This is a genomic window from Enterococcus sp. 9D6_DIV0238 (genome assembly GCF_002174455.2).
Lineage (GTDB): Bacteria > Bacillota > Bacilli > Lactobacillales > Enterococcaceae > Enterococcus_L > Enterococcus_L dunnyi.
On the sequence record NZ_CP147246.1, the window covers coordinates 1,492,893 to 1,518,710 of the forward strand.

Below are 25,818 nucleotides of genomic sequence, written 5' to 3' on the forward strand. Positions count from 1 at the left end.
TACATCTATGGTAACTCGGCTATAATCCAAGTTAACACCGTTGAATAGGGTACCGGATCACGTTTAGTCGCTCCCGGTATGCTTAATGTGACTGCACTGTTTTCATACACTTGCTGATTACCAAATGCTGCATCCAGTACAGGTTCGTCCTTTAATAAACGTGGACTTAACGTTGACGCAATGCTGTTTTTATTATCAGCGGATGCGCCGAATGAAATGCTCCAAGTTCCAAAACCGGTGCCTTGTTTAGCCTCTGCTAAATTATAGGTTTCTCCGATATTGCTTAGTCGAATGATCTCTTTAGAGACGATCGGTGCTTCGCTTTGATCACGCGTCGAGTTGACCCATGATTTATCGAAAGAAATCACCGCACCGTTAAGTTCCGGATTTTTTGCTGTTTCATTTCTAAATTGTGATTCTTGACGTACCTGCAATGTCCAGCCTTGTTGACCGCCTCTATAATCAGAAACTTGAACAAAGTTTCCTCTAGGTTTCGTGCCGTCTTTAAACAACTGTGCATTCACCGGGTATGTCATATCTTTGTTTGTGATTGCATACTTTCCAAAATTCAATTGTGGAACAAAGTCGATTCGTAGACGACCTTCTGTACTTGGGCTAGGCCCAGGATCGACGATCGTTCCGGGATTTTCCGGATCATGAATCCCTTCTTCATCTGGAATTTCAGTTAATTCAATCGCTGCGTTTCCTTCTGTATTATCTTCTACCGCATATGAGCAATCTGGTAGTAATCCAGCTGTGAGTCCGATCGAAAGAAGTAGCAAGGTTGAATAGATTCTGTTCTTTTTCATTCCTTAACTCCCTTCTTTCTGTTCATCGTTGTCTTTTTTCCGCTTCCAGAAAAAGACAATTGCTGCAATAATGACTAAAGCTGCACCACTGATCGATAAACTTTTCTTTACTAACTCGCCAGTTGAAGGATACTTGCCGACTGGTTTTGTGATCTTAGGTGTTGAATCAGAAGTTTTCGGTTCGGTCGTCGGCTCTGTTGTTGGTTTAGTTTCTTCATAGAACCCGATTTCTCCGTTCGTCTGAATCCCACCGCCATTGCCTTCCCCTTCAGCTTGTGCACTGATTGGATGAATTGTAAAAAGTGATACACATGCAATGGAGAACAAGACCAAAGATTTTAAATTTTTCATCAATTGTTATTCCTCCATTTTTATGGTGTATCTTCCAATGAGAATTGAATCGTCGCTTGATATTTACCAAGTTTGTTGACTGCACCAGGTGCTAATTCAATCTTAAACCCATTGTCTTTTTTCACCCATTCTTCTTCACTGATATTGTATTCACCAACATTTGCGTTTGTATGAACGAAAATTGGTTTTGCCAAGCCAGTGATGACTTCATCTGATTCACCGTTCACATAATGAAGCGCGTCAGGGAAAATAGCGTCACCATTTGACAAGGGTGAAAGCAGCGTTGCTGTCATTGTCCATTTTTGTAAATTTCCGCGATTATCAGAAACCACTAATTGATCTCCTACGACATCTGGATTAACGGCAACTGTATTTCCATTAAGACTTTCAGTTTTAATCCCAAAGTCTAATGCTGTTGGTGCTGAGACAAAAGATAAGATACCAAAAGGTGGCCCTCCTGGTGTACCAACAGTATTTGAAGTGACATTGATTGGCACATGACTTGCATCCGGCTTAATAGGTCCTACTTCAAATGGATCTTCTTGTGGAGAATACCCTACTGCAGTTGCTGTATTTTGAATATCTTCATCTACAGCATTTTGTCCAACATTCACTTGGAATGTCACTCTAACTTCTTTCGGAACGATCGTCGGGTCAGATTCTGATTTTGGACCTGGTTTACTCAAGTCTCCTACTTTTATTGTCAATGTACGTGTCGTTTCATTGTAGTTGTACTTATCGGTACCAACTTCAACATTATCGATCGTTACTTTGTGTTTAGCAGGATCAAATTCTAAGCCTTCAGCCAAGACATCAGATATTTCGACGTTAGTCCAATCATAAGAATCCACTTTAGTATTTGAAACAAGCAATGAATACGTCAAAGTATCACCAACAGAAGTTGTACTTCCACCACTAGATTCCACCCCTTTGACCAATTTAGGTGCATCAGGGATAACATCAGCTACTGTATCCAAGGTTGCTGGATCAAAACGCTCATCTGTCGTTCCTTTGACAGCATCATGATATCCTGTATAACTATCATAAGTTGTCGCAACTTCATTCAAGTTGCCAGCAACGCCATCCGGCTCCACTGTATAGGTACGCGGAAGTACAAAAGATGGCAATGGTGTAATTTCTGTTGTGTCTTTTAGATAAACTTCCACTTGGGCCGTTTTATCGATATAGCTTGGTAAATCAATTGTCCAGTTACCGCCGGCTACAGTAGTTGTCACTGCATTTCCAGCTGAATCTTTCAACCATTCACCATTGACTTTTACAAAAACCTTCGCTCCATCTTCATCGCTGGTTCCTTTGATTTGTTTCGCTGCATTGTTGACAGCAGATGAAACAACTGCTTGAGTTGGCGGTGTAACATCAATAACTGTTAAAACAGTTGTTTGAATATCTTCTGGTAAACTTTCGTGCATTTTCCCAGATGCACTATTGGCACCTTGTCTTCTAGCTGCCGTTACTTCGATTGTTTGTCCTGTTTTCAAGAACTTCCCATCCGGCAACTCAATTTCAAACATCCCATTTCTTTCTGTTTCTCCCCAGATTTTTAATCCAGGAGCTCCCACAGTATCACCTGTCAATGTTTCATAAGCGACAGTACCATCAGCATTTTTCACCTTAACATCTACATCTACTTCGTCTGTCCAAGCATCACGGATGCCTTCAACCCCTTCTGGAACTGAAACATGTCCGTAAATCTTCTTGTCAGCATTGGTCGGTTGTCTTAACTCATCTACGATTGGTCTGGCATTATTACCACTCATCCGCGAATAGTTGTTTGGGGCACCAAATAAAGATTTAAAGTCAGGATCACTTGCTGTTGATATAGTTGCCAAGTTGGATCCAGTCAAAGTGAAATCAATCAATGTCCAGTCATAGATCGGATCATCGACATATACACTTTTCCCTTTTTCCCACACACTGACATCAGTGTTGTTTGCTATAAAGGTTCCTCCTGAACCGCTCAGACTGAAAATGTTTGCTCCCCCTGAACGAGTATTTGCAAAGTCATAATAGATTGGATTATCAATCACAACACTTGCGTTGGATCCCATGTTAAAAACACCGTAAGCAGCACCGCTCGTATTTCCTCGAGCGATAAATTCCGTTCCTGGCCCAGCATCGATTTTCGATGTATTTGCACCACCATACACAGCTGGTCCAAAATCAGCGATCATGTTCACCTGACTATCCGCATCACGGATCGTAAATGTATTATTTGCACCAGGTAAATTCAATGCTTCATTTGCTGTATTCGAAGCAGATCCTGAACCTTTATTGTAAAGATTCAATTTAGATTTGCCTGACACATTTGTAATGAAGCCATCACCATTTAAGCGTAATGCAGGTGCATCACCATCTAAATGTTGAATATCGATCACTGAGTTATTAGAGATTTGGAATTCATTATCCGGATTTGTTGTTGAAAAACGTACAGTAGCAGCATCTCCAGTCGTTCTATCAGTTATAGCCACTAATTTAGAATTATTTGTAACGATAAACTTGTTCCCACCGTATCGTAAACGAACAGCAGAACTTCCTGTAGAATGAGCTTTTAATGTGGCATTATCCAAATTAATAGACCCGCCACCACGGTTACCGTCATTAACTGCAATCGCCCAAACCGTCAATGTATTAGCTGACTGATTTGTATTGATGTCACTTACAGCACCATTACTTGAAAAAACATGCAGGATCGTAACTGTATTATTTTTTGCATACATAGTATTATTGCCAGCCAGTGTCAATGTACTATTGGTTGCATCAATCACACCTGATTCGTTATTTTCAGGAGTATTCACATTATTGAATGTGATATCCCATATGGCACTATTTGATGATGAGTAGAAAATTGCGGTCGCACCAGCTTTTTTCACTGTTAAGTCGTTGACGACAAGTTTATTAGTAGAAGTTGCACCTAAAGTTAGGTACCCAGCATTGTTCCCAAAATCGATCGTATGCCCGTTCCCATTAATTGTTACATCTCTAGCCAGTGTACCTAGTCCAGAAGCAGTGGTTGTAGCTGTCCGAGCAAAATCTGCACCTACATCAATGACATCAACATCAGGATTTTCTAAAGCTGCCTTGAACTGATCCCAAGTTGTGACAACCGTTGCTGCCATAGGGCTGATCATCTCACTTGCTCTAGCAATAGGAACTGGTTCTTTTTCTACTTCTTGATAAGTCAATTCAACACTAGACTCTGAAAGAATCTGCTCACCATTTAGCACTTTAAGCATATCGGAAATCTTTTTGTTGTTTTCTGTCACTTTTAAAGCAATTGGGATCACGAGTGTTCCTTCTTTGTCTTTAAATGTGATAGACACTTGATTTAGACCACTGTCTTTGATTTCCACTCTTTTTTCCAGTTCCCCGGAATTAAGATTTTCAAGAATATCTTCTGCATACAAGACTGGTTCTTTTGTATCACTCAACTTAAGAGTTACTGTACCCTGTTGAGGATCCGTTACTTTTAGGTCAAATGTTACTTGGTTTTCTGTTTCTGTTTTCTTTTCCAAAACATAAGAACCTGAAAGTTCTTCTGACGCCTTTATTTTTGTTTGCTTGTTTGAGACAAAGAAACCTAAAAAACTAAAAACTACCAACATTGAAGCAATCAAGTAAAACTGTTTCCGTATTTTCATTATTTTCCTCCTTTCCTCAAAAATCATTGTGCTAAAAAACGCACGAATATATTTCAATTTTCTGACCAAAAGCTACATTAAGCGTCTAGTCAAAAAAGAGAAAACTGATTTAATTGGGAAACTTACTCACATAGATAACATGTATCCTCTTGAGCGAACTGTTCGAATATACTTTGGCTTAAATGGATCGTCCCCAAGTTTTTTTCTAAGGTGAAAGACCAAATTAGAAATGCGATATTTGCGATCTCCTTTTTCGTCTCCCCAAATTGCCTGATACATCTCTTCATAAGAAACGGCATCTCCTTTACGCCGAACCAAAATCTCCATCGCTTGAAATTCCAATTTTGTCAGACTAACTTCCCCTTTGGCTTCAACATTGACAGCAAAGTTATTAGGGATCAGTTCAATCGGAGCCAATTCTTCTTGATCTGTCTGTATCACGTCAGTTTTAGCCGGCTCACTCTTCTTAACTCTTCGCTCCAAAGTCGTCCCAACATAGATTCCAAATTCATCTGGATCAATCTGATCATCGAAAATACCATCCGACCCTAATTGTAGATAGACAATCCGATTGATCTTTGTTGATGCTTCAGAAAGCACCCAAATAAATCTGTCAGTCATGCTTCTAATCTTAATGATCAACTCACACGTTTCACCAATTTCTTCTAAAGAAGATTCCTTGATAATAATTGCATCCATTGTACTGATCGTTTGATCTAACTCACTAGGTTCAAAATGATGTAGCTCATATTGCTTATCTTTTAATACTCCTATGTATCGCGAATTCTCAATCTTTTCATGATTGATTACTGCTATGTTAAACATTTTCTTCCTCCTTATTTTCTTATAGTTACATTCAACTAATTCAATTAGAATTTGCCTGAGTTCAACTGCTTGATGTTACTGATTCTCTGCTTAAAATAAGTAAGCACTAAAATAGTGATTCTTTATTTTTTATTGTAAAATTTGTATCAGAGCATTTTTTTATTTTTTTATTATTTAAGTTGATTTTTTCATTCTCGTTCTATATAGGAACGGGAAACTTCCAAATAAACCCTCATAAAATAGGATGTTACCCAATCTTTGACGGCTTACTTGACGGCGAATTTGTAATTTAGAGATTAGATACAGGTGATCGATTCCACTGCTAAACGCTCTTCATTTAGATTGGAATTCGTGTAGATATCTAATGTCATTTTTGTAGAAGCATGTCCCATTAGTGAACTGATAACTGCAATATTGACTCCTTTTTCTAAACAGCGTGTTGCGAAGGAATGACGAAGTGCATGGAACGAACATCTTGGGAGATTTAAAGCCTTTAGTAACCGATTAAACTGATAACGAATCGTTCGAGGTTCTATGAATTTTGCACCTCTAGAGACAACATAGATACTCTTACTTGTTTTTTTTGCTCTCATCAATCGTTTTACTAGGGCTGTCGATAAAGGTATTATCCGTTCTGATGTATCTGATTTTGGTTTTTCTTCTATAATATGGGTTCTAAACTCACCATTGGAAAGAGTGCTTACTCTTTGTAATGTTCTTTGTACGGAAATCGTTTGATTTTCAAAATCTACATCGCTCCATTTTAATCCGGAAATTTCACCAATCCTCATTCCAGTTTCTAAAGAAAGTAATACTGGTAACCCGTCTGGAGATTTTTTTGCCGCTTTTACTAATCGCTTGTGTTCTGAACGATTGATCGTAATGATCTTCGTTTTTTTTATTTTAGGTAACTGAATGTTTTCATATAATGATCTACGAACAAAATTCAATTTTTCCGCATATTTCAAAGCTGTTTTTAGCACTCTGAATACAGCATGAAGTGAGCTAGTTGATATTTTCTCTTTTGTTTGATCAATAAAATTCTCGATTTTTGTTGATGTCAATTCGGACAAAAATATTTCACCTATAGCAGGTCTGATATGACAGTCTATTTTGCTTTTGTAGCTGTCTAAAGTACTTGGTTTGACTTGTACAGCTGCTACTGATTCTAACCAATAATCCAGCCAATTATTTACTGTCCCGTAAAAACGTTCAGTTGTATTAAAATCTGAGAAAGTTGTTGCTTTTTTTATAACTAACTTCTTTCTCACTTCTTTATAGCTGGTCGAATAGACGTACCCATAATAAATAGAGCCATTTGCACGTCTTCCTTTTATATACCTCCCCTCCCAACGTCCATCTTTTCGTTTATAAATATTTTCTCCCTTTTTAGCCATAGGTGATCTTCCTCTCTTTAAAAATTGACGGCTACTGTGACGGCTAAAAATAAACAATTTTTTCTCAATTTTTTTAAATATAATCAAAAAAATTGATAAGTTTTCCTTTTATAAATGAGTTATAATGATTTTGCTACCAAGTTTTTATCTTTTTTGATATATTTCGCATTAAAAACTCTAGATTGTTTTTTTTAATAAAAGAAATTCTTCTAAAAAAAATATTATTTTGATTTTAGCCAATAACATTTCCCGTTCCTATATAGAACGAGAAGTGTTTTTCATTTTCCTCAACTCAACCATCTTATATGATTCTCAACATATTTTGCGATAAAAAAAAGGAGATATCATCTCCTTAAAAAAGTAAATTTAGATAAATAAAAAACAAAAACAACATATATATTGAATTTATCACACCCGTTATCCAATAATCAAATAGTTTTTCAGAGGCTTTCACCCTTTTTAGCATTCTCTAAAGATAGATGTAAGTAATCTGATATCATCTGGATGTCTCTTCTAGTTAGTACAGGATGCACTAAAAAGTATTGTGCTTGATCTGTATATTTTTTAAATGTTGGAGAAGCGCTTGTGGAGATGATAACATCAAATTTCCCTCGGTGTTTTTTCAGTGTCTTTAACTTTGTATAAATTTTTATGTTAAAAAATTGGTCAAAGTTCTTTTTTATTTGACTGACTAATTTTTGTTCAAGCATTTCTGACAAATCTGTTTCGACATAAATAACATGTTCCTTTTCATATTGAATCACTGGTTGAAAAAATGAGAAGATCAAAATATATTTATCTGCAAGGTATTGCTTGTTCAAAAATAAGTCTAGCATTGTTTCTTGATACAAATTTCTTAATAGCTTCTTCACTTTGCTTTTTAAATTAGGAAAATAGTTATTTGTTTGACTGTACATAAGATACCCCGCACTAGTATAGACAATATTTGTGAATAAATCTGCATAAATATGGCAAGGGTAGGTATAGTCAAAAAACAATTGTCGCTTTTGTTCGGATAACTTTCCAAATACCTCTTCATATTTTTCTAATAACCGCTCAGAGGCCATATAAGCAGGTGTCTGATTCAAGTTCCTTTGATTGACTATCGTTCGTTCTTCTAAACTTCTATAAAGTTTACTTCTAGAAAGTATTTCTAATAAAAAAAAGATTGTTTCTTCTCTAGATAATCCGTACCTGTCTGAAAAGACCTGATAAATATTCGTTTTGCGATTGATCTCTTCACACAAGAAGAGATATGCTTTCCACTTTGGTTTGATGCCGATTGCATATCCTTGACGCGCCCGAGTAAAATTGATAGCAAATGAATAGCCAATTTCATACAATGTCAAAGATTTAATAGGAAGATTCACCGTCTTACAAATTTCCTGAAGTATTTGAAATAGTTTTTTTTGATCGATAGTATCAAAAGTCCATTCTGATCCTCTATAAAGATGCCATAAAATAGTATTCAATATGAATCTGATTTGTGCTTCTTCGCCTTGAAACTGATAGTGATTTTTACGACTTACAATTTTCACTTCATTTTTCTTTATCATTTGGTTCACATTGTGAATCCTTTTTCTAATTAATGATTCACTAACAAAATGATTCACAGATAGTTGCCCTAATGTGGGACCATCATTTGTCGCAATTGCAAGAATGATTTGGAATGTAACGGAACTTTCTATGAGATGTTGCCGAAATCTTACATATTCTTTTGGATCATCTATTTGTAAGTAGCTCCCTCTTCCTTTTAAGATCGTTAATTGAATTTGATCTGATCCAAAATCCATCAAATCTTGCAATAAACTACTTATAAGTGTGTGAACTCTCTTAGTAGGGACATTTAACTTTTCTCCTAACTCGTCGCCAATCAACCAAGTATCATTCTCTCTCATGATTGCTAGTAAGGTCAATTTCAACTCTGTATTTTCTTCCAACGAGATTATCAAATTCTGTTCCATTCACTCCGCCTCTTTTTACTATTTTTTTCTTTTATTATATAGACAGATTTCATTTTATTCTTCTATTATTGCTTTTTAAATGGTTGAATACAAAAAGTGATTGAATATAACTTCATGAGTCATATCCAATCACTTCTTTGATCGTATAGATCGATTATTTTTTAAGATTTTGTCGGGATCAATAAACGTAACCCATTCAGTATTACTAGTAATGTGCTCCCTTCATGGGCGATCACTCCGATCGTGATATCCATTTTTCCAAGTATATTCAACGTGATCAACAAAATGACAATGAACATAGAAAAGATGATATTCTGCCAAACGACACGATCTAAGCGTTTAGCTGTGGCATGAGCATAACTAAATTTTGTTAAGTCATTTTGCATCAATACAGCATCAGCAACATCGATTGCAATATCCGTTCCATCTCCCATTGCAACACCAATATCTGCTGTCACTAAAGCAGGAGCATCATTTACACCATCTCCAAGCATCGCAACACTACCGTAGCGTGCTTGTTGCTCTTGAACGATCGCTGCTTTATTTTCAGGTAAGACATTTCCCACAACTTCGTCGATCCCGATTTGGCGCCCAACTGCTTGTCCTGTCAGTTCTGCATCACCTGTAATCATTGTGGTATGGATTCCTTGTGATTTCAAATAGCTGATGACTGGTTTAGCATGTTCATTTGGGACATCCATCATCGCAATCAAACCGATGACTTCTTGATTTTTCGCAAAATAGACAACTGTTTTTCCTTCTTTTGCGTATTGTTCATTGTGTTTCGTGATTTGTTTGTTCGTATTTACAAAGATCTCGGGCTTTCCAAGCTGATAAGTTGCTCCGTCAAAGACAGTAATTAAGCCTTTTCCAAGTTCATTTTCAACTTGTAACTCTAATTTTTCAGCAGGAGTAAATTTAGCTAGTATTGCATTGGCTAAAGGATGATTGGCTGTTTTTTCCATGGCAATGATGATATCGATATAGTCTTGTTCATTTGTTTCAGTTAAAAAGTAAAAATCAGTCACAACAGGTTTTCCTTGTGTCAATGTTCCAGTTTTATCGAATGCGACAGATTTGATCGTTGCAAGGTTAGCTAGGTATGAACCGCCTTTAAATAAAACGCCTCTTTTAGCTAAGTTTGAGATTCCTGACAAAGTTGCAGGTACTGCACTTGCTGCCAAAGCACATGGAGAAGCAGAAATTAGAAAAACCATGCCGCGATAAAAGCTGTCATTCCATGACCAATTGAAAATAAATGGTCCAGCTGCAATAAAAAGTGGCACTAAAATCAATACGATCGTCACATAATACGGTTCCAACTGCTGGATCTTTGTTGCTGTTTTAGATAGGTTTGATTGAGATTGATTCACTAATTGAACGATTTTAGCAAAGACTGTGTCACTGCTGTCTTTTGTGACTTCCATCGTAAAAGTTCCATTACCATTGATCGTGCTGCCGAACACTTCATCTCCAACTGATTTTTCTCTAGGGATACTTTCACCATTGATCGATGATTCATCGATAGAGGTAGCTCCAGTTAAAATACGGCCATCTGTTGGGATTTGATCGCCATTTAAAACTTGAAGATTGTCACCGATTTTTAATTGAGAAACGTCCACTGTTTTGACACTGCCATCAGCTTGGATCAATCGGGCTTCTGTTGGATTCATTTTTAATAGATTAGTGATCTCTCTTTTACTACGTCCTTCAGCATATTCTTCAAGAAAATGGGCAGCCGCAAAAATCAAAATCAACAGTGCTGCTTCTTCATAACTTCCGATGATGATCGCACCAAAAGCTGCTAAAGTCATCAAGATGTGGACATTTGGTGCAAATTTTCTTTTTGCTTTAGACTGTTCTATCGTCTCAACGATTCCTTCCAAAATAATGTGGTATCCAGATAGGAATGTAGCACTGATAAAAAGAATATTTTGGATCAAAGAACCTTCATTTATAAAAAGAGCAACGATGAATAATGCCAAACCTGTAAAGAATAAAATAACGGGTGATTTTCCATGGCTATGATTATGTCCATGATCATGTGTGTGTCCTTGTTCTCCTGAGCATTTTTGTGTATGAGTTGTTTCCATTGTAACCAGCCTCCTTAATTGATTATTTTCTGAAAAAATTCACTTTAGTTTTCATATGAATAATCGTTCATATATCATATACATATAATACATGAACGATTGATCATATGTCAAGAGAAAAATAAAAAATATAGAAGAAAACATGTTTCATGCTTTCTTCTATATTTTTTCTAGTATATTATTCTGCTTTATTGACGCGGATATATTTAAAACTATAGGGTGATCCAAAGCTATGTTTTACAACACCACTGATCGTTTTCTTTTGTAACAAAGCTGTTTGCTGCTGATAAATTGGTGCAACGACGTAATCTTTTCCTAATAATACATGCTCCGCTTCTAATAAATCAGACCATCTCTTTTCCTCATCTGCAGCATCGGTCGCTACCGCGGCTTCAATCAATCGATCATATTCTGAACTCTTATAATTCACATGATTTAGACCGGACGTTGATGTAAACATATCTAAAAAAGTGATCGCATCTTTAAAATCTGGCATCCACTGGCCAAATGCGATATCATAATCACCAGATAAATAGCGCTCCTGCAAATTATTGCTTGGTAAAGTCGCAATTTCAAATTTGACTTCAGGTAAAACTTCAGCGACCTGACCTGCTAAATATTCTGCTGTTTTTTTCTCAATGTCAGTATCTTTGGCTAAATAAACTAGCGTAAATTCTGATTGGTTCAACTCTTTTTTAGCAAGATCAAGCGCCTCCCGTGCCGCTACTTTATCAAATGTCTGCTGTATGCCGCTTTCTTCACGGAAATCTTCACCTGTTGTAGGGTTTTGGACAAAATTTTGCGGAACAAATCCAGTTGCTGCGATCGAGCCGTCTCCTAAAACATTCTCAACAAATGTTTTACGATCGATCGCTAATGAGATGGCTTTTCTCAGCTGAGCATTGTTAAGCGGCTTGTCTTTTCCTTGATTAAAACGAAGGTAGCCCATTTTTGTATCATTTTGATTTTGGAAGTCAGGATCATTCTTATATTGCTTTGAAAACTCCCCATCTAAAACCACACGATCCAGTTCATCTGTTTGATATAAATTGACTGCTGTACTGGTTGACTTTACTACTGTTGTCTGGATTTCATCGACTTGAACATTCTTTTTATCCCAGTATTTCGGATTTTTGACGTACTGCCATGTATCAGAATTTTGCTCCCAGCCTTCTAAAGTAAATGGTCCATTATATAATGTCGTTTGACTAGATGTTCCATAATTACTCCCTTGTTTTTCAGCAAAGGCTTGATTGATCGGGAAAAATGTTTCAAAGGTCAATAACGAAGTAAAGTATGGTATCGGCTTGATCAGATGAATAACTAATGTATAGGCATCTGGCGCTTCTACGCCTAATTCTTCGGGTTTTACTTTCCCTTGATAAATGTCATCAGCATTTTTGATCGTTGAAACAAACAAACTGGCATAGGATGGTGCCGTTTCGGGTGTCACTGCACGTCTCCATGCATATAAAAAATCTTGTGATGTTACTGTCTCGCCATTTGACCATTTCGCATCTTTTCTTAATTTGATCGTATAGGTTTGTTTGTCTTCACTGATTTCTGGAAGCTTTTCAGCAACTGCTGGAATCACTTCATCTTTATCATTTAATTGATACAGCCCTTCCAATATCTGATTCTGTGCATTGAAGCTAGTGAAATCTTCTTCTTGTGTCGTATCAAGAGTCAAAAGCTCAGCTGGTTCAGTAAAACGAACGATTGCTTTCTCTTTTTCATTGTTTGCTGATTGATCGGTCGTTGAGCAGCCTGTCAAAAAAATTCCTGTGATGATCGAACTGATAATAAAAAACTTTTTCATTTGCTTCCTACTTTCTCTTTCTCAAAAAAGTTTATTTGATTAAATGAATTGAACTTTCTCTATAACTTCGATTGCTGGATCTAGAGACTGCATCACAGGACAGTTTTTCCCAATTAATTTTAACGCACGTTCAGCTTTTCCTTGTGCTTCTTCTGGTACTTGGATCATGAAGAGGATCGTTACTTGGCTCAATGGCTTAGCAGGTTTATCTTCCGTACGTTCATAGGAAATATCTACTGACTTGATCGTAAAATCTATGGTAGAGTTTGTTAAAATTTTTTCGTAGACATACGCACCGCATCCACCGATCGATGCAACCAACATTTCAACTGGTGAAAAACCAAGATCTTTTTTCATCAACCAGTTACCACTTTCATGTACTAGCTCAAACCCTTTTTCTCCTGATACTAATTGCATTTTTTCCCGCTCCCTTTCTTGTTCACTTACTTTTTACGCTTTATCTTACTATGATAGTACAAAAATGGAGAAACTGATAATAGTTAATCTCGAGGTATGATAAGGAAAGGCTATCATGACTTTTTTAATTTTCTATACTTAAAAGAGTGCAAATAAAGCTAAAAATCAGCTTTTTTACACTTTAAACCCGAATAAACGAGGACAAAAAAGCTGTCCATTAGGAAATAAACACTTTTATCTCAGCTTCTCATAATAGATTCATTTAGTATTCGTGTAATGGTTATCGTCTTGATTTTTATCTTGTATGATCGAATCAATATATTCTTTTAGAAATTTACTGTGCTTTTCGATGATTTGGTAGCCTGGTTCCTCTTTGATTTTTGCTGCTTCTTCATCTGTACAAAAATCATTACCCGAGAAAAAGCGGACATTCATACGCCCAATAAATTCTGCGGCCGTATCAAGTTCTTGATCATCGGTCAATCCGGCATTCAATAATTGACTATAACCCAATTTTTTACCATCTTTCATAAAAAGCGTTTCAAGATACGCTGAGTAATTCTGAACTTCCGGGATCTTATTTTTCGTTTCTTTTGCCCAAGCATCTACATCATTGCTGGCTTTTTGATAGTCTATATGATCTCCCTTTAGCTTCACAATACCATATCCTTGAGGGGTGATCGAAAATGAACTTGAGGCAATTTCTGTTAATTCATGATCATTGATTGTCTTTGTCATGATATCTTGTGCGTGAATATGACCTGAGAACACAACAGGAACTTGATAGTCAGCTAATACTTGCTTAAATTCGTCTGCATTGTTGATCACAAAGCCGTTGGACAGCAATTCATTATGAGCATAGATATTATGATGCATGAAAACGAACGTCTTTTTCTGTGCTTTTTTTGATTTTTCCAATTGTTCTTTAGTCCATGCCATTGTTGTTCCTTTGATCGTACCACCCGTTGCTGGTCTTGTTTGCGGTTCAGTGTCTTCTGGATAAATATTTGAATCTAGAAAAAGAAAATCATAATTTTGATTGACCGCAACAGAATAACTAAGTGACTGTTTATCATGATCTGTCGCATTTTGATAGCCAAAATCGGCAAAGATTTCTTTAAAATCAGCCGTTGTGATCGATTTTGTTCTTTCTTGCTTTTCTCCAACAAATTTTCTAGCCCAGCCATCATTGATATCATGATTTCCCGGAATCACATACACATCGATTCCTGCAGCTTTTAATTGTGTTAGAAAATCGGCTAATTTTTCTGCGCTGATTTTTTCACCATTTAAGGTAAGATCCCCTGTAATAATGATCATATCTGGCTTTTTCTGGATGGCAGTTGCTACAAATGCCTGCCAACTTTCCTTTTGATAATCCAGCTCTTTACCGGCAGCTGTTTGTTTGATTTTTTCAAAAGCTGAACCTGAATCTGTTAGGCTCTTATCTAAATAGTGTGGGTCACTCAACACCCAAAATTCGACTTCAGATTTGTTGTATAATGTCTCTTCTTGCTCTTTTTGTCCTGCATTTGAATAGATGACTGCTCCTACTATTACTAAAATGCATGCGATTAGAGCAACCATTGTCTTTTTCATTCACTGCTTCTCCATTCTTTCAACTATGTTCTGTTCCATTTTATCCTTTTTTATAAAAAAAAGCGCCTCTTGATCTCAGTTTGTTGAAATCAATTGAGCGCTAATACTCTATCTGTTGGTTCCGCTTAAAGTAAACTCTCTTCAAATGAATAAACTTTTTCTAATGCAGCTTCCAGTTTTTTAAACTGAACAAACCTGCCATCACGCAAGTATTCTTTGCCATCTACAAAAAAGAGCAACGCCGGTGCTGAAAAAACTAAATATTCAGCTGATATTTCCTTTACTTTATCCGCTTCTACTTCATGTAATTTAATTGCAGGATAGTTCTTTAACAGCTCACTCAGTTTAGGTCTAAGTGCGTGACATACCGAACAATTTTTTTGTGAAACGTATAAAAATGTGAGATGGTTTTCATTGATAAATGCGGTTACTTCTTGAATCGTTTGTAGTTTTTCCATTTTTGTTTCATCCTTTTTTTATTTGGCTACATCTTAACACCTTGGCTTCTCTTTATCGACTTTTCTGCCTTAGCCTACTTACATCACTTCGACCCAAGCTTTGTAATAATCCGTGTAAAAACCTTCTTCATCTTCTGCAGTCATGATATACCGTCCGATCACTCTGCCCGTTTGAAACCCTTGTTCGATCAATTTTTCTTTGATCGGGTAAAAATTATTGACTGTCGGCTCTTCAGAACGGATGGTCAATAAAAACTGTTTATAAGTCTCCGTTTGTTTGGATTCGCTCTGCCAAATTTTCGGTTCATCCATAAATTCACCGTCATCAGCAGCAAAACCATAAATAATGTCTGCTTCATGTTGAGGATCGATATAAACAACTAAGCTTGAAGGGTTTTCGATATATGTTTGTAATTCATTTGGATCTTTTAAATCAAATGCAATGATCCGCTTTACATCAAGTTCGCCATCACTTAATAATTCTTCCTTTAATTCAAACAATTGAACTAACTGATTTTTTCTACGTTTGATTCCTTGATACCTTTTCTCCAATTCAGCTAATTCAGAGGCTATTCGATGTTGCGTCTCATCCAAAATAGACCATAACTCCTCAGGCGATTTACGATAAAGGTTGGTCATTTTGCTAATAGGGATATCCAATCTGCGATAAAAATCAATATCACTGATCGTCAATAAGTCTTCCATATCAAACATCCGATACCCATTTTCTGTATTTCTGGAGGAGGTCAAAAGGTTCATATCGTCCCAATAACGGATCTTTGATTTAGGTATTTTCATGATTTCAGCGACTTGTCCAACTGTCAGTAATTTTTCCTTATCCATTGCTTCACCTTCTTTCTTTTAATTATAACTAAAAAGCATTGACATTCAAGTAACTTGAAGGTGTAGAATCGTTTAGGATTGATGAAAAGGAGGAAATTACAATGAACATCATTCAATTTTTTATGAAGAAAAATGTCAAATTGATTGCTGCGACCGTATTTTTCTTGTGTCTGCAAATCATCGGGACATTAGGTGTACCGTTATTAGTCGCTCGTTTGATCGATGTCGGTATCGCCAGCGGAAGTGAACAAACCATCAAATCGATCGGTATCCAAATGCTGGTCACGGCTATTTTTGGTGCATTGGCTGCTATTTTAGGGAGTTACCTTTCCGCTAAAGTTGCAGCAAAGTTCGGCTTTGAAATTCGGACGTTATTTTTTGATAAGGTTCAGGCTTTTTCAATAAAAGATGCAGACAAAGTGGGAACTGGCTCTTTACTGACAAGAATGACAAACGATATAGATAATATCCAGCAAATGATCGTATTGTTTTTACAATTGATCTTACCTGCACCGATCATTGCTGTCTTTTCTTTGTACATGACATTCACTTATTCAGAAACTTTAGCGCTTGTGCCGTTAGTCGCGATTTTGGTATTTGCTTTGATCGTCTACTTATTGATGAAAAAAGGAACGCCGCTTTCTTTAGCTATTCAGCCAAAGATGGACCAGGTGATCGTTACTTTACGGGAATTTTTTACAGGTATCAACATGATTCGAGCGTTCAATAATCAAGACCATGAAGAAGAACGGACAAATAAACGTTTTTCAGAATATGCAGAGGGCATGATTCGAGTCAACCGGATTTTTTCTTTTATCACGCCGATCGCCTTTTTATTAATGGGCGTCGTTTTTTCTTCGATCCTTTGGTTCGGCGGACATTTAGTCGCAGTTGGAACACTTCAAATCGGAACGGTCTCAGCTGTCGTCGAATATGCTTTATTAACACTTGCTTACTTGATGATCGCTGCCATGGTTTTAGTCATGATGCCTCGTTCTTTTGCATCTGTCAAAAGAATTGAAGAAATCTTGAACACCAAAGAAGAGATTCGTGATTCAAAGCAACCACAAACCATCGAAGAGAAAGAACACACAGGTACAGATCTAATCAAAGTGGAACATGTGACATTCAACTACGAGCAAGCAGATGAACCTGTTTTAGAAGATATCCATTTCACTATCCCTAGAGGAAAAACAACGGCGATCGTTGGTGGTACCGGCTCTGGGAAAAGTACTGTAGCTAAATTATTATTGAGGCTAAGTGATGTGACGCAGGGGAAAATTTTATTCGATGGGATCGATATTCGCTCATTAACTCAAGAAGAACTGCGCTCTAGAATCAGCTATGTTCCTCAAAAGGCTTTCTTATTCAGCGGAACGATCAAGAGTAATTTAGCGATGGGACACCCTGATGCAACCGTTCAGGAAATGGATCATGCGTCAAAAATAGCTCAACTTTACGATTACGTTTCAGGCCTAAAAGATGGCTATGATTCATTTGTTGCTCAAGGTGGGACGAACTTTTCTGGCGGACAACGGCAGCGTTTGTGCATTGCTCGGGCATTGATCAAACCTGCTGATATTTATATTTTTGACGACAGCTTTTCAGCATTGGACTACAAAACGGATGCTGCCTTAAGAAAAGCCTTAAAAGAAGAAATGTCAGATAAAACATTACTGATCGTAGCGCAACGCTTAAGTACGATCCAACAGGCAGATACGATCATCGTTTTAGATGAAGGAAAAATCGTTGGTCAAGGAACACATACAGAATTATTGAAAAACAATCAAACCTATCAAGAGTTCGCCCACTCACAGGGACTATAAAGGAAAGGAGTCCTTTTTATGGAAACTATGGAAAAAGTAAATAAACAAACATTTAAACGATTCTTTCAGTTGATCAGTAAAGAGCGCCCGATATTTTTTGGATTGATCATCTGCAGCTTGATCGGAAATGCTTTAGTGATCGCAATGCCTTTCATCATGGGGATCGCAATCGATGATTTACTCAAATTGATCGGCACATACGGAATCGGTCAAATCACCTTTGCTCAAGTAAAGGAAGCATTGCTGATACCCGTTTTGATCTTGATCGTCTTTTCGCTCTTCAGCAGTCTCACATCCTTTATCCAAGAACGTGTGATGGCTTCTTTAAGCGAAAAGATCACCTTGCGTGTGAGAAAAGAAGTCGCTAAGAAATTCAAAGCTTTACCGATGTCATTTTTTGATCAGCATCAGGTCGGTGATATTTTAAGCAGAACGACGACCAGCTTAAATCAGCTTTCACAAGTATTGCTGACTGGGATCAACCAGTTTTTCACCTCAATTTCAACCATTGTTTTTGCTGGAGTCATGCTGTTTTATATTGATGTAAAATTGACGTTGATCGTCGTTGCACTGATTGCGGGCAGTTCTTACTTGACCGGAAAAATTGCCAATAAAAACAAAGTTTTAGCGGAAAAAAGTCAAGCGGAACTAGGGAACCTAAATAATAAAACCGAGGAATTTTTATCAGGGAATTTAGTGACCAAAACATTCAACCAGCAAAATCAGGCTAAACAGGTCATTTTTGAGACAAATCAAAAGCACTATCAGGCGTTTTTAAATGCTCAATTTATGAATTTTGCGATTTATCCTGCGATTCGCTTGATCAATCAGCTGGCCTTCATCATCAGCGGGATTTTTGGAGCATTTTTAGTCTTACAAGGAACGATCACTATCGGTTTGCTTCAAGCTTACTTACAGTATATCAATCAAATATCCGAACCAATTTCAACCGCTTCTTATGTGATCAATTCGATCCAGGCAGCCTTAGCCGCAGTCGATCGAATCTTTGAGATTCTAGATGAAAAAGAAGAGGTTCCCGAAAATCCAGTGCCAAAAAGGATCGAGCAGCCTCTTGGTAAGATCACTTTTGAACAGGTAAAATTTGGTTATACGAAAGAAAAAATCTTGATGAACCAAGTTGATTTTGCTGTCAAGCCAAAACAAATGGTCGCGATCGTCGGTCCGACTGGGGCAGGCAAAACAACTTTAGTGAATTTACTGATGCGTTTTTATGAGTTGAATAGCGGCCGCATTACATTTGATGGTGTGGATATCACAGACCTTTCAAGAAGTAATTTACGTGGGATGTTCGGGATGGTCCTGCAAAATACTTGGCTATTTGAAGGAACGATCGCTGATAATATTGCCTATGGAAAAATGGATGCAACTCGAGAAGAAATCATCGAAGCTGCTAAAATTGCTCAATGTGATCATTTTATCCGTACTATGCCTAATGGATACGACTCAATTATTTCTAGTGAAAATGGCTCTTTGTCACAAGGACAGCAACAACTATTGACGATTGCCAGAATCATTTTAGCGAATCCGCCAGTAGTTATTTTAGATGAGGCAACCTCCAGTGTAGATACACGAACTGAAGCTCATATCCAAAAAGCGATGGACGAAGTAACGAACAATAGAACTAGTTTTGTGATCGCACATCGCTTGTCCACAATCGAAAATGCAGATTTGATCTTAGTAATGAAAGACGGCGACATCGTGGAGAAAGGAACACATTTGGAATTACTTGCACAACCTTCACTTTACGCTTCTTTATATAATAGCCAATTTCAAGAAACTTAGTACTCAAAAAAACTGGAATAAAAGTCTAGCTCTTATGCATTGGAGCTAGACTTTTTATTCCAGTCTTTTATTTTCTTAAAATCCTGCTTCTTCCAGAATCAAAAAAATATGAATACGATCAGTGAGTGCTGAACGACGAGTCAACGAAATGATATTACAAATACATTCTTCTTTTAAGCAATCTCCACAATTTCCTGTTTTGACACAAGGCGTCGTCTGTAATTCTAAGCGAAATGAATTTAGTGGTGCTGTTCTTTTTCTCACCATTTCAATGGTCGTTTCTAAACTGCCGTAGACCTTATTGACCCCTACAAAAGCAATCACCTTATCAGGCCCATAAGTCAATGCTGCCACCCGATTACCAATATTATCGATATTTACTAATACACCATCTTCACTGATTCCATTAACGCTTGTGAGATAATAGTCCGCTAAAAGAGACTGCTTCATCAATCGATGACGTTCTTCGAGATTCTCAGCTAAACCACGATCGATGATCAGCTGTTCTCTTTCGTAAAGGGCATCGATGATTCCAACTTCTCCTAAGGTTTGAGATCCTCCGAAAGCGACTGTTTTATCCCCTTCGATCAAGCTTAACGCTTGTTCTTTAGCCTCAGTTAAAGTACGACAAATCAACACATTGAAATTTCTACGAGTTAATTTTTTGCTAATGGATTTTGCTCGTGTCTCTTGATATGTTTCTTGGTAGTTCATCTTACTCTCCTTCCTTATGTTCAGTTTATCGCTTCAAGTATCCGATCGCCTTGTTTATTTCACTGATGACGCTATCATCTGTCTCTTTTTCAAGCAACTCCTGTAGAACGGTCAACCATTTTTCGGCTTCTTTAATCCCTAATTTTCCGATAGCCCAAGCAGCAGTCCCTCGAATAACCGGCCGAACATCTTCTTTTGCACATAATAAAATTTCAGGTAAAGCACTACGATCTCCCAAATTAGCTAAGGCGATCAATGCATTACGCTGTAGCGGTTTTTTCCCACGCCACGATCCAGAAAGATGTCCAAAGGTTTCTTTGAATTCTTTGTTTGATAGACTCAGCATAGGTTTTAACTTAGGATAAACAATGTCAACTTCTGGCTCCATCTCTTCATGAAAATGGAAGTTTTTCCCTCTATTATAAGGACAAACCAACTGACAAATATCACAGCCGTAAATGACATTGTGCATCTTCTTACGATATTCTTCAGGCATCATATCCTTCGTTTGGGTCTGATAGGATAAACATTTTTTAGCGTTCATGCTGCCATTTCCTAAAAGAGCTTGTGTCGGACAAGCTGTGACACAGCGCGTACAATCACCACAACCAAACGGGACCGGCTCATCGACTTCAAAATCAATATTCGTCACGATTTCGCCTAAATAAACAAAAGAACCAAATTCTTCTGTGATCAATAATCCATTTCGCCCAATAAAACCAAGTCCGGCTCTTTGTGCAACAGCTACATCAACTAATTCCCCTGTATCGACCTGAGGAGCAAAACGCCAATTTTCTGCTTCTTCCAGATCTTCAGCTTGAGACTGAATAAAATCAATCAATTTAGCTAAACGATCCTTCAATACCTCATGATAATCGATGCCCCACGAAGCTCTGGCAAACATCCCTCGTTTCTCATCACGAGGAACCTTTCCGCTGATTTTTGTGGGATAGGCTAAGGCAATTGAAATAATCGTTTTAGGATTCTCGAACGTTTTCTCAGGGTAGATTCGTTCTTCTATTACTTGATGCTCAAAGCCAGAATTAAACCCAAGAGCTCGCTGTTCGTTTAGCGAATCTTCCAACTCATAAAATGGCTCAGCAGAAGCAAAACCGATTTTATCGATACCTAAGCGCTGACTTTCCGCAATAATCTTCTGTTTTAGTGACATAGTTCTCCTCTTCCCTAACATACTTATTGAAAGAAATAACAAACTCTAAATAAAAATCCTCACCATTTTATTTTTTTAAATCAATAATTTTATCTTTTTTTAATGTTCTAAAAAACTTATAAAACAAGGATCAGAACGACTTCTAATTACATTAAAACAAAAAAATAATATATTTTATAAATAAAAAATGAATTTTTATATATAAATATGATAAAATGATTTAATGGCATTTTTGCCGTTCACACACACTTTATCATGAATCATGGAGGAAATACATATGAAAAGAACAAATTTATCAGCAAAACATAAGCAAAAAGTAATACACAGCTTTTTGCTACTTTCACTTCTAGCCCCGATTCTCCTAACGCCGACTGTTGTTTTTGCGGAAGATTTTACCGTTGAATCTGATCAAGAGACAACTATGCAAACACAGGAAAGTGAAGAGACGATCGAATCTACTAGTGAAACCACGATTGATTCTACAGAAACTTCAAGTACTGAAGAACCCGTTGAGCCAACACCTGCTACGGAGGAAACAACTAGCTCTTCCACAGTAGAGTCAACTATTTCTTCAGATGAACTTATGCCTAAAGCGGCAGCATTTAGTGCCGACACGATAACGATTGCTGATCCATTTTTGAAACAAGATATCCTAAAATCTCTGGGATTGCCAGCTGACAGTGAGCTGACACAAACAGATATGGAAAAATTGACTTATCTTTCCTTAAGCTCTGCTCAAATCAGCAGTCTTTCTGGGTTAGAAACTGCTGTTAATCTAGCAACGATCTATATCAATACTAATAACGCGATCACAGATTTTAGTCCGCTAGAACAATTGACAGCATTAACTTATGTGACACTTCAAACAACTAGCTTAAACAGTACAAATTTTCCGGATTTGCGTAATAGCCCAGGTATTACAAATCTTTCTTTAGGAAGTACAAGTATCGATAATGATGTCTTACCGAAGATCGCCCAAATGACGAATTTAAAACGAATCTATCTTGATTCAAATATGGCCATCACAACAATTGAACCATTAAAAGCTCTACCAAATTTAACGTCCCTTTCCGTTCAGTTTTGTGGTATCACTGATTTTACAGTCATCAATGATTTCCCTGTACTTTCTGACCTAGCTGCTTTCGGTCAAAATACAGGAAGAAATGATCCGCCGACAACGATTGGTCGGTCAACACTAGATTATGATGCAGAAAATGAAATACTATTTATTCCTTTTTCAATGATGCCAAATCGAATGACGAATTTCGATGGTATTGCTCCGCCATTTACTACATCAAACTCTGCAAGTAATACTTACTTTGATTTTAACGGCGAGCAACTACCAGCATCTCGGTTGCAAATTACGGATCTGGGCATTACGATTTCAGGGGTAAGCACAGAAGAGTTTACTGGAATCCATAGTTTTGAATATAATGCTCGTTTGAATAATCCCGCAGGCTCTTATGCAAAACCAGATGGATACAGTTTTTATGCGATCTCCTCTGGAACATATCTTCACCAATTCAATGTAGTTGAAGACGGTAAGCCTGTCACTATCAACTATCAAGACGACACTGGAAAAGAATTGTTGCCGAGTGAAACTTTGAACGGTTTGGTCAGTGAATCCTTTGATATTCCTAGCAAAGAAATTTCTGGATATGAGTTGATCGATACGATTGGGAAGAAATCAGGTGTTTTTTCTGATCAAGAACAAGTCGTCACTTTCATTTATAAAAAAATACCTGATCCGATCATTGAAAAAACTGGGCGTGTCATCGTTCATTATGTCGATAATGATAATCAGACACTAAAAGATGATTTTATCTTATCGGGAACTGTAGGCGACAGCTTTTCTACAGAAAAAATAGCAATTGACGGCTACGTGTTTAAAGAGGTCAAAGGAAATGAAACGGGGCTATTTACTAAAGAAGATCAGGTCGTTACTTATGTTTACGCAATAAAAGATGGCAAACTTGAGCCCGTTGTTCCTACGACTCCTTCTGAGCCAAAGGAACCCGTCAGTCCAACTGAAAAAGCACCAACTAAATCGCCAACTAAAGAGGGAAATAATCCAGCAACACTTCAAAAAACAACTAAAGTACTAAATAATACTATAACTGGCAAAAAATTCCCGGCAACAGGAGAACAAAGCAACTCTGGCTGGTTATGGTTAGGTTTAACGCTGCTGGTTATTGTTAATACGCTAGCTATGTTAACAAAGGTACGACAAGAAAAATAATGTTTGTTTAGTCAAAAAGAGGATGGGACAGAAGTGTTTAGCTCCGAGAAATAAGCTGAAGTTCACGAAAATTGCTCTTCAAATTTTTGTGAATTTCAGCTTATTTCCGAAGGAGTTACTTCTGCTTCCACCGTTTATTCGTTTTCAAAAAGGGACTGGGTTGTAACTCGTAGAGTTATGTCCCAGTCCCTTTTTCTTTTTTTCAGGAGGAGCTGGAACTTGCTGCTTCTTCCTGTTTAACAAAATCGATTGCGATGACAACTAAAATAATCGTATGTTCAAGAGACTGCTCATAAATTTCAACTTCGTAGGTATCGCCCCACGTAAACCACTTTTCATTGACCGCTGCGACCACCTCTCCATTTTGTGAAATTTCAAAATGCTTCCCCCACCAATCACCTTGAATCGCCAGACTTTCAGACTCTATTCGATATTTTGCTTTGAAAAGCGTCAGCTGCTTTTCAATCACCATTTCTTCCTTTCCATCGACTGCTATAAAAAATTTAGGTAAGAAACTAAAGACCTTTTTGGTAATCGTGCCAATCACCTGATTATTCAGATCCTTGATCGTAAACACTTTAGGGATCGACAGGAAACTTCCTTCGACCATATATCGATCTTCCTGATGCTCATCTTTTACCGAAAAATGCCCACCTAGACTAAATACTTTTTGTTTAATATAGAGCTTCTTCATTAAACGCTCTCCTTTTTTATGTGCTCTTACATTTATTTTCTTTTAATTCCCATTAAACGCTCCGCTGATCACTATTTTCCCTTGAGTATGCCCCGATTCCACTTCAGCTGTTGCTTTTCTTAGATTGTCTGCGTTGATCCCAGTATCATAGTTTTGCCAAAGTGTCGTTGTCAGCTTCCCTTGATCGATCAACTCTGCGATCTTAGCTAGAATCTTTCCCTGACTTTCAATCTGGTAATCGTTATCTGTTTTTGCAAACATGTATTCCCAGTCGAAGCTGATCGATTTATTTTTTAATTGTTTGATATCTACCGATCCTTCGAATTCAACAATCGTTCCGAGATGTCCAAATGGAGTAATTAGTTCTGTCAACAGTTCAAAATAGGGCTTAACATCAAAAAGGACAGCTGCATAATCGATCGTTTCGATTCCAAGCTTGTTTAACTCTACTTTAAGATCCTCATGATAATTTAAAGGATGATCCACTCCGTGGTCTTTTAACCAATCAAATTTCGCCTGACTTGCTGTTGCATAGACTGTCATACCAGACCATTTTGCCAACTGAGTCAAAATCGATCCTACACCACCTGCCCCATTGATCACTAGAATGGTTTTCCCTTGATTGCCATTTTCTTTAGGGAGCAGCCCAAATTTTTCAAAGAGTAATTCATAGGCTGTTAATGAAGTCAAAGGTAAAGCCGCGACCTCGGCATCACTCAATGAAGCTGGTGCTGATGCTGCGATTCGCTCATCTACACGTTGGTATTCCTGATTGCTGCCTGCTCGTTTCGTCGTGCCTGCATAAAACACTCGATCACCAACTTTAAATGCTGTCACTTCACTACCAATATCCACGACCTCTCCAATAGCATCGAAGCCTAATATAGTTAGCTGCTCTGTCTTTTTACTCTTTTGCCGTAATTTCGTATCCACTGGGTTTACAGAAACTGCTTTAACCTGTACTAAAAGATCATGTGGTTCAAGAGGCTGGATCGGTATCTCACTATCGACAAAGCTATCCGCAGCTTCGATCGGAAGCCCCTCAAAAAAGCCCACAGCCTTCATCAGATCATTCTCTTTCATCTTGTGTTTCCTCCCTTTAGTCCATTCTGTCCTCTTTCAGTATGAACCTATTCA

General features: G+C 37.4%; 19 protein-coding genes. 3 read left to right on the forward strand and 16 right to left on the reverse strand.

Annotated elements, in window-relative coordinates:
- Positions 1-5 precede the first annotated feature (5 nt).
- From A5889_RS07085 to A5889_RS07140, 12 genes are all read right to left on the reverse strand, one after another.
- Positions 6-809 carry a WxL domain-containing protein gene (locus tag A5889_RS07085; RefSeq protein WP_087640789.1) on the reverse strand — a complete coding sequence of 268 codons (804 nt, stop codon included), beginning with the start codon at positions 807-809 and terminating at the stop codon, positions 6-8.
- Positions 810-812: 3 nt separating this feature from the next.
- Positions 813-1,160 (reverse strand): LPXTG cell wall anchor domain-containing protein, encoded by a 348-nt coding sequence (locus tag A5889_RS07090; RefSeq protein WP_087640788.1) that lies wholly within the window; start codon positions 1,158-1,160, stop codon positions 813-815.
- 20 nt (positions 1,161-1,180) lie between these two features.
- Positions 1,181-4,819, reverse strand: coding sequence for an isopeptide-forming domain-containing fimbrial protein (locus A5889_RS07095; RefSeq protein WP_176372824.1), 3,639 nt, complete (start codon positions 4,817-4,819; stop codon positions 1,181-1,183).
- A 126-nt stretch (positions 4,820-4,945) separates the two neighbouring features.
- Positions 4,946-5,644 carry a winged helix-turn-helix domain-containing protein gene (locus tag A5889_RS07100; protein WP_087640786.1) on the reverse strand — a complete coding sequence of 233 codons (699 nt, stop codon included), beginning with the start codon at positions 5,642-5,644 and terminating at the stop codon, positions 4,946-4,948.
- A 296-nt stretch (positions 5,645-5,940) separates the two neighbouring features.
- Complete coding sequence (locus A5889_RS07105; RefSeq protein ID WP_087640785.1) at positions 5,941-7,041, reverse strand: tyrosine-type recombinase/integrase; 1,101 nt, start codon at positions 7,039-7,041, stop codon at positions 5,941-5,943.
- 440 nt (positions 7,042-7,481) lie between these two features.
- Positions 7,482-9,005: a helix-turn-helix domain-containing protein gene (locus A5889_RS07110; protein WP_087640784.1), complete on the reverse strand. Its 1,524-nt coding sequence runs from the start codon at positions 9,003-9,005 to the stop codon at positions 7,482-7,484.
- Positions 9,006-9,166: 161 nt separating this feature from the next.
- Positions 9,167-11,098: a heavy metal translocating P-type ATPase gene (locus A5889_RS07115; protein WP_087640783.1), complete on the reverse strand. Its 1,932-nt coding sequence runs from the start codon at positions 11,096-11,098 to the stop codon at positions 9,167-9,169.
- 178 nt (positions 11,099-11,276) lie between these two features.
- Positions 11,277-12,917, reverse strand: a complete 1,641-nt coding sequence (locus A5889_RS07120; RefSeq protein ID WP_087640782.1) for a peptide ABC transporter substrate-binding protein — start codon at positions 12,915-12,917, stop codon at positions 11,277-11,279.
- Positions 12,918-12,956: 39 nt separating this feature from the next.
- A complete protein-coding gene (locus A5889_RS07125) occupies positions 12,957-13,334 on the reverse strand; it encodes an OsmC family protein (protein WP_087640781.1) in 378 nt (125 codons plus the stop codon).
- A 258-nt stretch (positions 13,335-13,592) separates the two neighbouring features.
- Complete coding sequence (locus A5889_RS07130) at positions 13,593-14,933, reverse strand: metallophosphoesterase (protein ID WP_087640780.1); 1,341 nt, start codon at positions 14,931-14,933, stop codon at positions 13,593-13,595.
- Between the two features lie 125 nt (positions 14,934-15,058).
- On the reverse strand, positions 15,059-15,391 hold the full coding sequence (locus A5889_RS07135; RefSeq protein ID WP_087640779.1) for a thioredoxin family protein: 333 nt from the start codon (positions 15,389-15,391) through the stop codon (positions 15,059-15,061).
- Between the two features lie 78 nt (positions 15,392-15,469).
- Positions 15,470-16,234: a MerR family transcriptional regulator gene (locus A5889_RS07140; protein ID WP_087640778.1), complete on the reverse strand. Its 765-nt coding sequence runs from the start codon at positions 16,232-16,234 to the stop codon at positions 15,470-15,472.
- Between the two features lie 101 nt (positions 16,235-16,335).
- On the opposite strand from A5889_RS07140, the gene A5889_RS07145 reads away from it, so the two are divergent.
- Complete coding sequence (locus tag A5889_RS07145) at positions 16,336-18,060, forward strand: ABC transporter ATP-binding protein (RefSeq protein ID WP_087640777.1); 1,725 nt, start codon at positions 16,336-16,338, stop codon at positions 18,058-18,060.
- Positions 18,061-18,087: 27 nt separating this feature from the next.
- Positions 18,088-19,863 (forward strand): ABC transporter ATP-binding protein, encoded by a 1,776-nt coding sequence (locus A5889_RS07150; protein ID WP_087641533.1) that lies wholly within the window; start codon positions 18,088-18,090, stop codon positions 19,861-19,863.
- A gap of 75 nt (positions 19,864-19,938) precedes the next feature.
- On the opposite strand, the gene A5889_RS07155 is transcribed toward A5889_RS07150, so the two are convergent.
- Entirely contained in the window at positions 19,939-20,577 is a 639-nt protein-coding gene (locus tag A5889_RS07155) for a lactate utilization protein (protein WP_087640776.1), read from the reverse strand.
- A gap of 25 nt (positions 20,578-20,602) precedes the next feature.
- Positions 20,603-21,748 carry a tRNA epoxyqueuosine(34) reductase QueG gene (queG, locus tag A5889_RS07160; protein ID WP_087640775.1) on the reverse strand — a complete coding sequence of 382 codons (1,146 nt, stop codon included), beginning with the start codon at positions 21,746-21,748 and terminating at the stop codon, positions 20,603-20,605.
- 277 nt (positions 21,749-22,025) lie between these two features.
- Here queG and A5889_RS07165 point away from each other — a divergent pair, with 277 nt between their 5' ends.
- Complete coding sequence (locus tag A5889_RS07165) at positions 22,026-23,987, forward strand: MucBP domain-containing protein (RefSeq protein WP_087640774.1); 1,962 nt, start codon at positions 22,026-22,028, stop codon at positions 23,985-23,987.
- Positions 23,988-24,189: 202 nt separating this feature from the next.
- Here the strand turns inward: A5889_RS07165 and A5889_RS07170 are convergent, their stop codons facing one another.
- On the reverse strand, positions 24,190-24,681 hold the full coding sequence (locus A5889_RS07170; RefSeq protein WP_087640773.1) for an LURP-one-related/scramblase family protein: 492 nt from the start codon (positions 24,679-24,681) through the stop codon (positions 24,190-24,192).
- 42 nt (positions 24,682-24,723) lie between these two features.
- Positions 24,724-25,764: a zinc-binding alcohol dehydrogenase family protein gene (locus A5889_RS07175; protein WP_087640772.1), complete on the reverse strand. Its 1,041-nt coding sequence runs from the start codon at positions 25,762-25,764 to the stop codon at positions 24,724-24,726.
- Between the last annotated feature and the right edge of the window lie 54 nt (positions 25,765-25,818).